The organism is Achromobacter xylosoxidans A8, from assembly GCF_000165835.1.
Lineage (GTDB): Bacteria > Pseudomonadota > Gammaproteobacteria > Burkholderiales > Burkholderiaceae_B > Achromobacter > Achromobacter xylosoxidans_B.
The window spans coordinates 817,240-830,574 of sequence record NC_014640.1 but is presented as its reverse complement, the minus strand read 5'-3'; the positions used below and the strand labels follow the sequence as shown (position 1 = coordinate 830,574).

General features: G+C 58.1%; 6 protein-coding genes, 2 tRNA genes, 4 rRNA genes and 1 other RNA gene. 2 read left to right on the top strand and 11 right to left on the bottom strand.

Translation table 11 applies throughout. From position 1 onward, the window contains the following. Nucleotides 1-4 precede the first annotated feature (4 nt). Together mraZ and rnpB are read right to left on the bottom strand one after the other, a co-directional pair. Entirely contained in the window at nt 5-433 is a 429-nt protein-coding gene (mraZ, locus tag AXYL_RS03890; protein ID WP_006226256.1) for a division/cell wall cluster transcriptional repressor MraZ, read from the bottom strand. Nucleotides 434-786: 353 nt separating this feature from the next. Continuing rightward, nucleotides 787-1,192: RNase P RNA component class A (rnpB, locus tag AXYL_RS34155), an RNA gene on the bottom strand. Between the two features lie 133 nt (nt 1,193-1,325). On the opposite strand from rnpB, the gene AXYL_RS03885 reads away from it, so the two are divergent. Beyond that, entirely contained in the window at nt 1,326-3,152 is a 1,827-nt protein-coding gene (locus AXYL_RS03885) for an ATP-binding cassette domain-containing protein (RefSeq protein ID WP_013391520.1), read from the top strand. A gap of 104 nt (nt 3,153-3,256) precedes the next feature. Here AXYL_RS03885 and pyrC read toward each other — a convergent pair whose 3' ends face one another. Together pyrC and AXYL_RS03875 are read right to left on the bottom strand one after the other, a co-directional pair. Next, entirely contained in the window at nt 3,257-4,321 is a 1,065-nt protein-coding gene (gene pyrC, locus AXYL_RS03880) for a dihydroorotase (protein WP_013391519.1), read from the bottom strand. A gap of 11 nt (nt 4,322-4,332) precedes the next feature. Then, nucleotides 4,333-5,526 carry a M20 aminoacylase family protein gene (locus tag AXYL_RS03875; protein ID WP_013391518.1) on the bottom strand — a complete coding sequence of 398 codons (1,194 nt, stop codon included), beginning with the start codon at nt 5,524-5,526 and terminating at the stop codon, nt 4,333-4,335. A 147-nt stretch (nt 5,527-5,673) separates the two neighbouring features. On the opposite strand from AXYL_RS03875, the gene AXYL_RS03870 reads away from it, so the two are divergent. Next, nucleotides 5,674-5,952, top strand: coding sequence for an SWIB/MDM2 domain-containing protein (locus tag AXYL_RS03870; RefSeq protein ID WP_006217453.1), 279 nt, complete (start codon nt 5,674-5,676; stop codon nt 5,950-5,952). Nucleotides 5,953-6,407: 455 nt separating this feature from the next. Here the strand turns inward: AXYL_RS03870 and AXYL_RS03865 are convergent, their stop codons facing one another. From AXYL_RS03865 to AXYL_RS03835, 7 genes are all read right to left on the bottom strand, one after another. Then, nucleotides 6,408-6,773, bottom strand: a complete 366-nt coding sequence (locus AXYL_RS03865) for a DUF4870 family protein (protein ID WP_013391517.1) — start codon at nt 6,771-6,773, stop codon at nt 6,408-6,410. Nucleotides 6,774-7,021: 248 nt separating this feature from the next. Continuing rightward, nucleotides 7,022-7,134 (bottom strand): 5S ribosomal RNA (gene rrf / locus AXYL_RS03860). Nucleotides 7,135-7,291: 157 nt separating this feature from the next. Then, nucleotides 7,292-7,404: ribosomal RNA gene (gene rrf / locus AXYL_RS03855) — 5S ribosomal RNA — on the bottom strand. Between the two features lie 199 nt (nt 7,405-7,603). Beyond that, nucleotides 7,604-10,488: ribosomal RNA gene (locus AXYL_RS03850) — 23S ribosomal RNA — on the bottom strand. A 298-nt stretch (nt 10,489-10,786) separates the two neighbouring features. Beyond that, a tRNA-Ala gene (locus AXYL_RS03845) sits at nt 10,787-10,862 on the bottom strand. Between the two features lie 23 nt (nt 10,863-10,885). Beyond that, nucleotides 10,886-10,962: transfer RNA gene (locus AXYL_RS03840), tRNA-Ile, on the bottom strand. A 131-nt stretch (nt 10,963-11,093) separates the two neighbouring features. Continuing rightward, nucleotides 11,094-12,624, bottom strand: a 16S ribosomal RNA gene (locus AXYL_RS03835). The 16S, 23S and 5S rRNA genes sit together here with 2 tRNA genes alongside, the layout of an rRNA operon. Nucleotides 12,625-13,335 lie beyond the last annotated feature (711 nt).

Below are 13,335 nucleotides of genomic sequence, written 5' to 3'. Positions count from 1 at the left end.
TTTTTCAGAACGAAAACTGATTCAACACATCCGGCATACCCTTGGCCAGGTCCTCAGCCTCGCGGCTGGCCAGGGTAGCGGCGTCCCACAGCTCGAAGTGCGCGCCCAGACCGAGCAGCATCACATCGCGCGTCATACCGGAAGCGTTGCGCAGTTCAGGAGCGATCAGGACCCGGCCGGAGCCGTCCAGTTCCACGTCCTGAGCGTTGCCCAGCAACAGCCGCTGCAACGCGCGCGCCGTCATGGGAAAGGCGGCAATCTGCTCGCGCTTCTTTTCCCACTCCGGCCGCGGGTAGACCAGCAAGCAGCCGTCAGGGTGGCGTGTCAGGGTCAGCCGGCCATCGGCCTGCGACATGAGCGCGTCACGATGCCGGGTCGGAATCGAGATCCGTCCCTTGGCATCCAGCGTGAGCGCGCTGCTTCCCTGAAACACCACTTTTACCCCACTTAATTGCACAATTTCCTACTATTTCCCACTCTACGGTATGGGATCAGGGCGGTCAAGCGCGTGGTTGCAATTTTTTCAATCACAACAAGGACTTAGATCAATATGTAAATCCGCAAAAAGAAAAACCTCCCAATAAATCAGGAGGTTGCGGCACTATCTAAAAGTCCTTCTTCAGAAGTGGCAGCTAACAATGGCTTTGCATTGTTTTACGATCGGTCGATTGCTCCGGTTGGCGAGGCTTTCCGCCGGACTCCGGGATTGTGACGATCGAAAAAGTGGCCGACCCGGCCCACGCGATGCCAGGCTCCGGTTCGAACCTCGCTCGCGTTGAGAATGAGTTGCAAGACGGGTCTATAGGCCGGATTCTGTACACCAGGTTTCCCTGGCGGACGATCATTCCTCTGCGCGGATCATTGCTGAGCCGCTCTAGCCATCTACCCGCATGCTCGGACGGAGCCGCCCTTCGCGATCCGAAGACCGCACGCATGCCTATTTGATGTTGCTCCGGGTAGAGGTTGCCGCGTTTCACCCTGCGATGCCGCCGCCCGTTGCCGGACGGCGCGATACGGAGATGGCCGTATCTGTGCGCGCGATGCGCGCCCACCCCGCAGACTCGTCTCTGTGGCCCTATTCCTCAACCGTGCCCGAAGACGCGGCCGGACGGCCGTTAGCCGTTACCCTGCCCTGTGGAGTCCGGACCTTCCTCGATGGATTCGCATCCACCGCGATCGCCCGACCCGCCTTGCGGTCCGTATTCTATTACACCCGCCGGCTCTGTCCCCGAAGCGGCTGCGGCGCGCGCCGTGTAAACGGCGTCGCGGGGTTCCTGCGACAATACGCCTTGATTCAGTCAGACGCCGCAGACACTACCCATCACATGGCCCTTGCTACGCTCATCACCCTTACCGACATCCAGCTGGCCTATGGCCACCATCCGCTGCTGGATCACGCCGATTTCGCCATCCAGGCCGGCGAGCGCATCGGCCTCATCGGCCGCAATGGCGCCGGCAAGTCCTCGCTGCTGAGACTGCTGGACGGCAGGACCCAGCCGGACGACGGCGATATCGCCCGCAGCTCCGGACTGCGCGTGGCCACCGTCGAGCAGGAACCTGAGCTGGACGAAAACGCCACCGTCTTCGATGTCGTCTGCAATGTCGAGGGCGATCATGAAGACTGGCAACGCCCGTCGCGCGTACGCTCGGTGCTCGAAAAACTCGGCCTGCCTGCCGACGTGCAGATCGCCGGCTTGTCTGGCGGCACCCGCAAGCGGGTCGCGCTGGCGCGCGCCCTGGTCGATGAGCCGGATCTGCTGCTGCTGGACGAACCCACCAACCACCTGGACTTCGAAGGCATTGCCTGGCTGGAGGACATGCTGCGCTCCTGGAAAGGCGCTGCGGTCATCATCACCCACGACCGCCGCTTCCTGGATTCCGTCGCCACCCGCATCGTGGAACTCGACCGCGGGCGGCTGCTGAGTTTCCCCGGCAACTTCTCGCAGTGGCAGGAGCGCAAGGCCCAGTGGCTGGAATCCGAGCGCCTGGAACAAGCCCGCTTCGATAAGCTGCTGGCGCAGGAAGAAATCTGGATCCGCAAGGGTGTCGAAGCCCGCCGCACCCGCAATGAAGGCCGCGTGCGCCGCCTTGAACAGCTGCGCGTCGATCGCGCCGAACGCCGCGAACGCGTCGGCGACGTCTCGCTCGCGCTTGCCGAAGGCCAACGCTCCGGCAAGCTGGTCGCGGAACTCGATCATGTGAACAAGGCCTTTGGCGACAAGATCGTGGTGGACGACTACTCCACCACCATCCTGCGCGGCGACCGCATCGGCATCATCGGCCCCAACGGCGCCGGCAAGACCACCCTGCTCAAACTGATCCTGGGCGAAATGCAGCCGGACAGCGGTACGACCCGCCTGGGCACCAATGTCGCGGTCGCGTATTTCGACCAGATGCGCGCGCAGCTGGATGAAAACGCCACGCTCGTCGACATCATCAGCCCGGGCAGCGAATGGGTCGAAATCGGCGGCGCACGCAAGCACGTCATGAGCTACCTGGGCGACTTCCTGTTCTCGCCCGCCCGCGCCGGCTCGCCGGTGCGCAGCCTGTCCGGCGGCGAGCGCGCGCGCCTGCTGCTGGCACGGCTGTTCGCCCGCCCCGCCAACGTGCTGGTGCTGGACGAACCCACCAACGATCTCGACATCGAAACGCTGGAACTGCTGGAAGAGTTGCTGCAAGAATACCAAGGCACGGTGCTGCTGGTCAGCCACGACCGCGCCTTCCTGAACAACGTCGTCACGCAAACCATCGCCTACGAAGGTGACGGCCGCTGGCGCGACTACGTAGGCGGCTACGACGAGTGGGTCGCCCAGCGGCCCGCGCCGGCGGCCCCCGCCGAAGAGACCGCCCCTGCCGCCCGGCCTGCCGATGACGCCGCCGCGCGCGCCAAGGCAGCCCGGCCCAAACCCCCTAAGTCCTCCAAGATGAACTCCTGGGAACTGCGCGAACTGGAGGGGCTGCCCGACGCCATCGCCGCGCTCGAGGCGCAGCAGGCCGAGCTCGCCGGCAAGCTCGCCGACGGCAGCCTGTACCGCGACGCGCCGGCCGAGGTCGAACGCATCAACGGCGAACTGGCCAAGCTGGAAAGCGAACTCGAAGAGCGCTTCGCCCGCTGGGAATTGCTGGAAGCACGGCGCGAAGGCGCGCTGTAATCAGCTTGTCTCTATATACATATAGAGGCGCGTAAAAAATGCCCCCGAAAATTCGGGGGCATTTTCACGTCTCGGACCTGCCGCCTGGGCCGCGGCGCAGCCGCCTAGCCGCGTGCGCGCCAGGCCAGCGCCTCGCCTGCCGCCAGCGGAACCAGCGTCGTATTGCCGAACGGGATCTCCTCGGGCACCACATAGGCCTCGCGCACCAGCGTCAGCGTGCCGGTGTTGCGCGGCAGGCCGTAAAAGTCCGGGCCATGGAAACTGGCGAAACCTTCCAGCTTGTCCAGCTTGCCGACGGCGTCGAAAGCCGTCGCGTACAGCTCCATGGCATGCAAGCCCGTATAGCAGCCGGCGCAGCCGCAGGCATGCTCCTTCAGGCCGCGCGCATGCGGGGCGCTGTCGGTTCCCAGGAAAAAGCGCGGGCTCCCGCTAGTGGCCGCTTGGACCAGAGCGAGGCGGTGGGTTTCGCGCTTGAGGACGGGCAGACAGTAGAAGTGCGGCCGCACCCCGCCCTGGAAAATCGCGTTGCGGTTGTACAGCAAGTGCTGCGGCGTGATAGTGGCGGCAATCGGGCCTTCGGCGTCTCGCACGTACTCGGCACCCTCTTTCGTCGTGATGTGTTCGAACACCACTTTCAAGGCGGGAAAGGCGCGGCGCAGAGGTTTCATCACGCGCTCGACGAAGATCGCCTCACGGTCAAACAGGTCGATCGACGGGTCCGTGACCTCGCCATGCACCAACAACGGCATGCCGCATTTTTCAAGCGCTTCCAGCGCCTTGGCGCACTTGCCCAGCAGATCGGTCACGCCGGCGTCCGAGTTGGTGGTGGCGCCTGCGGGATAGAGCTTCACGGCGTAGACCTGGCCCGACTCGTAAGCGCGGAAGATCTCTTCCGACGTGGTGTTGTCGGTCAGGTACAGCGTCATCAGCGGCGTGAAGGCGTCGGGGTTGCCACCCGCCTTCTTCAAGGCCTCCAGGATGCGGCCGCGATAGGCCAGCGCCTGCTCGGTGGTCGTGACCGGCGGCTTCAGGTTGGGCATGATGATGGCCCGCGCGAACTGGCGCGCGCTGTCCGCCACCACGGCCTCCAGGGCAGCGCCGTCGCGCAGGTGCAGATGCCAGTCGTCCGGGCGAGTAATGGTGAGCTGAGTCGTATTTTGAGTAGACATGGTTAGGCTTCTTAATCTGCCAGCGGCATGCCCCGTTCGGCCAGCGCGCTGAACATCGCGCTGCCCAAGGGAATGACGGCATCGTTGAAATCGAAATGCGAGTTGTGCAGCACGCAGCCGGAATCGGCTCCGCCCTGGCCCAGCCGGAAGTATGCGCCAGGCTTGCTCTGCAACATGAAAGAGAAATCCTCGGAGCCCATCGATGGCGTCAGATCGCGCACGACGTTCTCCTTGCCTATCATCTCGGTGGCGATGTCGGCCACCAGATTGGCATGCTGCGGCGTGTTCAAGGTCGCCGGATAGATCCGTTCGTAAGTCACCTCGGCGCTGCCGCCGAAGGCGCTCGCGATAGCTGACACCAGTTCGCGCATGCGGCTCTCCACCATTTCCTGGACGGATTTGCGGAAGGTGCGCACCGTGCCCACCATCCGCGCTTCGCGCGGAATCACGCTCATCGCGCCGGGATGGCCCGCCTGCAAGGATCCAATAGACACCACCGCCGAATCCAGCGGATTCACGTTGCGCGACACGATGGTCTGCAAGGCCGTGATGATCTGCCCGGCGATCGTGACGGGATCGATAGTCTGGTAAGGATGCGCGCCGTGGCCGCCGCGCCCGGTGATCAGGATCTCGAAGCGATCCGCCGCGGCCATCATCGGCCCGGGATTGATGCCTATCGTGCCCGGCTTCAAGCCCGGCCAGTTGTGCAGCGCATAGATCGCATCGCACGGAAAGGTATCGAACAGTCCGTCTTCCAGCATGGCGCGCGCGCCGCCGCGGCCCTCTTCGGCGGGCTGGAAAATCAGCACTGCCGTTCCGTCGAAATTGCGCGTCTGCGACAGGTACTTGGCCGCGCCAATAAGCACCGCGGTGTGGCCGTCGTGGCCGCAGCCGTGCATCAGACCGGGCTTGGTCGACTTGTGGCCGAAGTCGTTGTCCTCGGTCATGGGCAAGGCATCCATGTCGGCGCGCAGGCCTATCATGCGCCCGCTGTCGCAGCGTTTGCCGCGGATGACACCCACCACGCCAGTCTTGCCGATGCCGCGATGCACCTCGATCCCCAGCGCCTCCAGCGCGCCGGCCACGATGCCGGAAGTCCGTACCTCCTCGAAGCCCAGTTCGGGGTGCGCGTGCAAATCGCGCCGCAGCGCCGTCAATTCGTCATGAAAAAGGCGAATTGATTCCAAAGGAGATCGTGCGTACATAGGAGGTTACAGAATGACGATGTAGGGAGGACAGTCCGTGCATTTTAGTTGCTACAGAGGATAAATGCCTTTGTCTTTACGGGAGAGACACGTTATGCTCCGGCCGCAGGACAATTTTTCCAACAGCCAGAGAAGGAGCGCCGCATTATGGCCACAACCTCCAAACCCGCGACCGCGCGCAAGCCGAACGCTGCATTCATGAAGCCCCTGACCCCCAGCGCCGAACTGGCTGCTGTCATCGGCTCGGAAGCCGTGCCGCGTACCGAGGTCACCAAAAAGATCTGGGAATACATCAAGAAGCACAACCTGCAAGATGCCAGCAACAAGCGCAACATCAACGCCGATGCCAAGCTGCGCCCGATCTTCGGCAAAGATCAGGTCACGATGTTCGAATTGACCAAGCTGGTCAACGCACATCTGAAGTAAGCAGGCAAAGGGCGTACCCCGTACGTCCCTGCCTACATATCGTCGCGACGCCCCGGTTCATTCCTGGGCGAGCTCGCCTCCCCAGCGCAGCTTTCAAGCATCGCGACAGCCACGCCGCCACCTCACCGGCAAGGCCCGATTCCCCACACCAGCATTCCCCGAAAGCCAAGCCTGGCGCGCCTCTTCAGGCAGTTGGCAACGCTTCTTGCAAACTCGCATCTAGCGGCTGGTAGCTGCACGAACAACCCCAGGCTCGGCGGCGTCACGAGCATCCACATGGCGCGGCGCCATGCACGGGCAAGCTCCTGCGCCTGCAGGCTCACGCAAGGTCCTGAACCGCGCGCCTGTCTCTTGTTCGCTGCTGCACGCACGCGCACGATAGGCGCGCAGCCGTGGTGCGAGCCCAACAAAACAAAAGGCCGGCATGTGCCGGCCTTTTGCTTGAACGCACGCCTTCAGGCGTAGGTGGTCGGCGCGGAGCCTTCCAGCAGCGACAGCCAGCCCTTGATCAAGCGATACAGCACCCAGATCACGGTCGCGGCCAAGCCGATCCAGCCGATGAAGATCAAGGTCGCAATACCGCTGATGGCCAGCCACAGCAAGGCCCACCAGAAAGTACGCAGCAGCCAGTCAAAATGAGCGGCATAGACGGTGCCTGCGGCGTCCGAGCGCTTCAAATACATCAGCACAACGGCCGCCAGCGTGGCGATGCCCAGGAATCCACTCGTCAGGAAGCCCAGGGCGTACAAGCCATAGGCCACGTGGGTCAGCGTGCGCAGGTCTAACGTCGTTCCGGGCACGGGGGTCTGGGGATCACTCACGATAACGCTCCAACGAATTGACTCGGTCAATCTTACCGCACAAAGCCACCCCGCCCACGGCCGTTGTTATTTGTGCACATTCAATGCTGGCGCGGCTTGCAGCCTGATTGACGGTGCGCAAGCACCAAGCAAAAGCCCGTGCCACGCGCTCACGCGTCTGCCACCGTCAGACAGTGTGTACGCCTGCCGCAGCGCCCGCGACAAAGAAAAAACCCCGCAGCGCGAGCTGCGGGGTTTCTGGAATCAAAGCCTGACAATGACCTACTTTCACGGACGTCCGTCCACTATCATCGGCGCAAAGGCGTTTCACTGTCCTGTTCGGGATGGGAAGGAGTGGGACCACCTTGCTATGGTTGTCAGGCGTAACTGCTTGAGTGCCTGCCCTGCCTGGGCAAACGCTCCAATCCTGTCGAGAGACCGATGAATGCGCCTGGAGCAAGTCTCGACAGGCGGCCGCCATGGGCTCTCACAAAGACAAAACCCCACAGGGGTTACCTGTGGGGTTTTGCGGAATAAAAGCTTGACGATGACCTACTTTCACAGACGTCCGTCCACTATCATCGGCGCAAAGTCGTTTCACTGTCCTGTTCGGGATGGGAAGGAGTGGGACCAACTCGCTATGGTCGTCAAGCGTAACTGGTTGAGCGGCTGCCGCGAGGCAACTGCTCCAATCTTGGAAGAAACACAACGCGTGGGGGATCAGAGTCAGACTCGATGATCACGCACGGGGGGGTGTAATTGGTGTTGGCTGGCTGCCGACGGTGCAGCCAGATTTTGTATTGAACGACACTTGGAACGCTACATCACCAGGTCATAACCATCAGTGTTATAGGATCAAGCCTCACGGGCAATTAGTATCGGTTAGCTTAACGCATTACTGCGCTTCCACACCCGACCTATCAACGTCCTGGTCTCGAACGACCCTTCAGGGGGATCAAGTCCCCGGGATACCTTATCTTCAGACGAGTTTCCCGCTTAGATGCCTTCAGCGGTTATCTCTTCCGTACTTAGCTACCCGGCAATGCCATTGGCATGACAACCGGTACACCAGAGGTACGTCCACTCCGGTCCTCTCGTACTAGGAGCAGGCTCCGTCAAGTATCCAACGCCCACGGCAGATAGGGACCAAACTGTCTCACGACGTTTTAAACCCAGCTCACGTACCTCTTTAAATGGCGAACAGCCATACCCTTGGGACCGGCTACAGCCCCAGGATGAGATGAGCCGACATCGAGGTGCCAAACACCGCCGTCGATATGAACTCTTGGGCGGTATCAGCCTGTTATCCCCAGAGTACCTTTTATCCGTTGAGCGATGGCCCTTCCATTCAGAACCACCGGATCACTATGTCCTGCTTTCGCACCTGTTCGACTTGTCAGTCTCACAGTCAAGCACGCTTATGCCATTGCACTATCAGCACGATTTCCGACCGTACCTAGCGTACCTTCGAACTCCTCCGTTACACTTTGGGAGGAGACCGCCCCAGTCAAACTGCCCACCATGCACTGTCCCCGATCCGGATAACGGACCAAGGTTAGAACCGCAAACAAACCAGGGTGGTATTTCAAGGATGGCTCCACGTAATCTAGCGACTACGCTTCAAAGCCTCCCACCTATCCTACACAGGCCGGTTCACAGATCAATGCAAAGCTACAGTAAAGGTTCATGGGGTCTTTCCGTCTAGCCGCGGGTAGATTGCATCATCACAAACACTTCAACTTCGCTGAGTCTCAGGAGGAGACAGTGTGGCCATCGTTACGCCATTCGTGCAGGTCGGAACTTACCCGACAAGGAATTTCGCTACCTTAGGACCGTTATAGTTACGGCCGCCGTTTACCGGGGCTTCGATCAAGAGCTTGCACCCCATCACTTAACCTTCCGGCACCGGGCAGGCGTCACACCCTATACGTCGACTTTCGTCTTTGCAGAGTGCTGTGTTTTTAATAAACAGTCGCAGCCACCGATTCTCTGCGACCCCATCATGCTAAGCGCGCAGGCGCTTCACACTACCGGGGTATACCTTCTCCCGAAGTTACGGTATCAATTTGCCGAGTTCCTTCTCCTGAGTTCTCTCAAGCGCCTTGGAATATTCATCCCGTCCACCTGTGTCGGTTTGCGGTACGGTCTCGTACAGCTGAAGCTTAGAGGCTTTTCTTGGAACCACTTCCAATCACTTCGCAAGCAATGCTCGCTCGTGCCATACCCTTGATTTACGCGCCCGGATTTGCCTAAGCGCCATCTTCGATACAGCAACAGGGACATCCAACACCCTGATGATCTTCCGCGATCCGTCCCCCCATCGCACTGTACGACGGTACTGGAATATTAACCAGTTTCCCATCAGCTACGCATCTCTGCCTCGCCTTAGGGGCCGACTCACCCTGCGCCGATGAACGTTGCGCAGGAAACCTTGGACTTACGGCGAGGGGGCTTTTCACCCCCTTTATCGCTACTCATGTCAGCATTCGCACTTCTGATACCTCCAGCAGCCTTTACAAGCCACCTTCGCAGGCTTACAGAACGCTCTCCTACCGCGTGCACTAAAAGTGCACACCCGCAGCTTCGGTTTATCGCTTAGCCCCGTTACATCTTCCGCGCAGGACGACTCGATCAGTGAGCTATTACGCTTTCTTTAAAGGATGGCTGCTTCTAAGCCAACCTCCTGACTGTCTATGCCTTCCCACTTCGTTTCCCACTTAGCGATAATTCGGGACCTTAGCTGGCGGTCTGGGTTGTTTCCCTCTTGAGTCCGGACGTTAGCACCCGGTGCTCTGTCTCCCAAGCTGTACTTGCGGGTATTCGGAGTTTGCCATAGTTTGGTAAGTCGCCATGACCCCCTAGCTATAACAGTGCTCTACCCCCCGCAGTAATACTTGAGGCACTACCTAAATAGTTTTCGGAGAGAACCAGCTATTTCCAGATTTGTTTAGCCTTTCACCCCTATCCACAGCTCATCCCCTAATTTTTCAACATTAGTGGGTTCGGTCCTCCAGCACGTGTTACCGTGCCTTCAACCTGGCCATGGATAGATCATCTGGTTTCGGGTCTACACCCAGCGACTGAATCGCCCTATTCGGACTCGCTTTCGCTACGGCTTCCCTATTCGGTTAACCTTGCCACTGAATGTAAGTCGCTGACCCATTATACAAAAGGTACGCAGTCACCCCACAAGGAGGCTCCTACTGTTTGTATGCATACGGTTTCAGGATCTATTTCACTCCCCTTCCGGGGTTCTTTTCGCCTTTCCCTCACGGTACTGGTTCACTATCGGTCGATCACGAGTATTTAGCCTTGGAGGATGGTCCCCCCATCTTCAAACAGGATTTCACGTGTCCCGCCCTACTTGTCTTACGCTTAGTTCCACACACAAGATTTCGCCTACAGGGCTATCACCTGCTACGGCCGGACTTTCCATTCCGTTCGACTATCTTGCATGCTAAAACGTAAAGGCTCTTCCGATTTCGCTCGCCACTACTTTCGGAATCTCGGTTGATTTCTTTTCCTCGAGCTACTGAGATGTTTCAGTTCACCCGGTTCGCTTCCACTGGCCTATGTATTCAGCCAGGGATACCGCATTGCTGCGGTGGGTTTCCCCATTCGGACATCTACGGATCAAAGCTTGTTTGCCAGCTCCCCGTAGCTTTTCGCAGGCTACTACGTCCTTCATCGCCTGTGATCGCCAAGGCATCCACCATATGCACTTAGTCGCTTGATCCTATAACGCTGTAGGCTATAGGACCTGAGTATTAGCGTTTGTGCCGTTCATAAGTTTCAAAGCAGTCTGAGGTTATTCACCCCAGTCTTGAGAACTTGGAACAAAATTAATGCAATCACAACCCGTACCTATCTTCATCGACTTGCGTCGAGTACTTGATAAGTACATTTTCGTTGTGCTTCTTCCAGATTGTTAAAGAACAAATATAGCTGTTCAGGTAAAACCTAACTCATAACGCCGTTTCCACGACACTATGAGTTAGCCTCTACATCACCACCAGGTGAGTTTTGAGAATCAATGGTGGAGGTGAACGGGATCGAACCGATGACATCCTGCTTGCAAAGCAGGCGCTCTCCCAGCTGAGCTACACCCCCATATCCCGCATGCGTAGAATACTTGGTGGGTCTGGTTGGATTCGAACCAACGACCCCCGCCTTATCAAGACGGTGCTCTAACCGACTGAGCTACAGACCCAAAACCTTCTCGGATCAGCAGTCAGGTAGTTGGAGACCCAGGGAAGATTCCCTCGACCCAAGCCTACAACTGATCCCAGCTATATCAAACAACCGATAAGAGTGGACGCTTAACACGAGCACTAAGCTCTGAAAGGAGGTGATCCAGCCGCACCTTCCGATACGGCTACCTTGTTACGACTTCACCCCAGTCATGAATCCTACCGTGGTAATCGCCCCCCTTACGGTTAGGCTAACTACTTCTGGTAAAACCCACTCCCATGGTGTGACGGGCGGTGTGTACAAGACCCGGGAACGTATTCACCGCGACATGCTGATCCGCGATTACTAGCGATTCCGACTTCACGCAGTCGAGTTGCAGACTGCGATCCGGACTACGATCGGGTTTCTGGGATTGGCTCCCCCTCGCGGGTTGGCGACCCTCTGTCCCGACCATTGTATGACGTGTGAAGCCCTACCCATAAGGGCCATGAGGACTTGACGTCATCCCCACCTTCCTCCGGTTTGTCACCGGCAGTCTCATTAGAGTGCCCTTTCGTAGCAACTAATGACAAGGGTTGCGCTCGTTGCGGGACTTAACCCAACATCTCACGACACGAGCTGACGACAGCCATGCAGCACCTGTGTTCCGGTTCTCTTGCGAGCACTTCCAAATCTCTTCGGAATTCCAGACATGTCAAGGGTAGGTAAGGTTTTTCGCGTTGCATCGAATTAATCCACATCATCCACCGCTTGTGCGGGTCCCCGTCAATTCCTTTGAGTTTTAATCTTGCGACCGTACTCCCCAGGCGGTCAACTTCACGCGTTAGCTGCGCTACTAAGGCCCGAAGGCCCCAACAGCTAGTTGACATCGTTTAGGGCGTGGACTACCAGGGTATCTAATCCTGTTTGCTCCCCACGCTTTCGTGCATGAGCGTCAGTGTTATCCCAGGAGGCTGCCTTCGCCATCGGTGTTCCTCCGCATATCTACGCATTTCACTGCTACACGCGGAATTCCACCTCCCTCTGACACACTCTAGCCCGGTAGTTAAAAATGCAGTTCCAAAGTTGAGCTCTGGGATTTCACATCTTTCTTTCCGAACCGCCTGCGCACGCTTTACGCCCAGTAATTCCGATTAACGCTTGCACCCTACGTATTACCGCGGCTGCTGGCACGTAGTTAGCCGGTGCTTATTCTGCAGGTACCGTCAGTTTCACGGGGTATTAGCCCATGACGTTTCTTTCCTGCCAAAAGTGCTTTACAACCCGAAGGCCTTCATCGCACACGCGGGATGGCTGGATCAGGGTTTCCCCCATTGTCCAAAATTCCCCACTGCTGCCTCCCGTAGGAGTCTGGGCCGTGTCTCAGTCCCAGTGTGGCTGGTCGTCCTCTCAAACCAGCTACGGATCGTCGCCTTGGTGAGCCGTTACCCCACCAACTAGCTAATCCGATATCGGCCGCTCTAATAGTGCAAGGTCTTGCGATCCCCTGCTTTCCCCCGTAGGGCGTATGCGGTATTAGCTACGCTTTCGCGTAGTTATCCCCCGCTACTAGGCACGTTCCGATACATTACTCACCCGTTCGCCACTCGCCACCAGACCGAAGTCCGTGCTGCCGTTCGACTTGCATGTGTAAGGCATCCCGCTAGCGTTCAATCTGAGCCAGGATCAAACTCTTCAGTTTAATCTCTGTATTTGTTTCGTATTCTTGGTCTGAATAAATCCAAACCAGGTCATACGTCGCTACTCAAAGGAAGTGAGGTATGTTCTTAAACTTGACGTCTAAGGTACTTCACTTCTAGTGAGCACTTGATTTCATTGTGCTTGTGGCCGGGGTTTAAAACCCAATCACACTGCACTCGCATCAAGCGCCCACACTTATCGGTTGTTTAATTGTTAAAGAGCGGTACTGCTAAATTCGGTACTACTTACTGCCTGCTCGCTTCGCTACGCCGCTTTCGCTGGCGCCGCGTTGTTTGCAGCAGAGAAACGAGATTATGAAGAAATTTTTATCGCTTGTCAAGTCAGCGTCACATCCATCGTTACGCTTTCTTGCCTGTGACCTCTTCAGGTCCGCCTCTCTTTAGCAGCTATCGAAATATCAGGGTTAACCCTAAGTTTTCGGCAACTACCAAGCCCAAGACTATAACACGATTTTTGCAGATCGTGCAACTGGCTTTTGCCTAATTTGCACCCTATCTTGCAACCCCTCAGCTCGACTTTCGCCTCAGCCTTGGCCCCGGAATCCAGGGATCGGTCACCGCACTGGGTGGCTGGGAAGCAAGGGAAAACCCTTAAACAAAATAACCAGCCAAGCCCAAGACTATAGCACGATTTTTGCGAATTGCGCAACCGGCTTCTGCCTGATTTGCCGCAATTCTTGCAATAACCGCTG

Bases quoted from the DNA above. Each gene is read 5' to 3' on its own strand.
- AXYL_RS03870 (WP_006217453.1), top strand. From the start codon at position 5,674: ATGGCCACAACCTCCAAACCCGCGACCGCGCGCAAGCCGAACGCTGCA.
- AXYL_RS03875 (WP_013391518.1), bottom strand. From the start codon at position 5,526: ATGTACGCACGATCTCCTTTGGAATCAATTCGCCTTTTTCATGACGAA.
- pyrC (WP_013391519.1), bottom strand. From the start codon at position 4,321: ATGTCTACTCAAAATACGACTCAGCTCACCATTACTCGCCCGGACGAC.
- AXYL_RS03885 (WP_013391520.1), top strand. From the start codon at position 1,326: ATGGCCCTTGCTACGCTCATCACCCTTACCGACATCCAGCTGGCCTAT.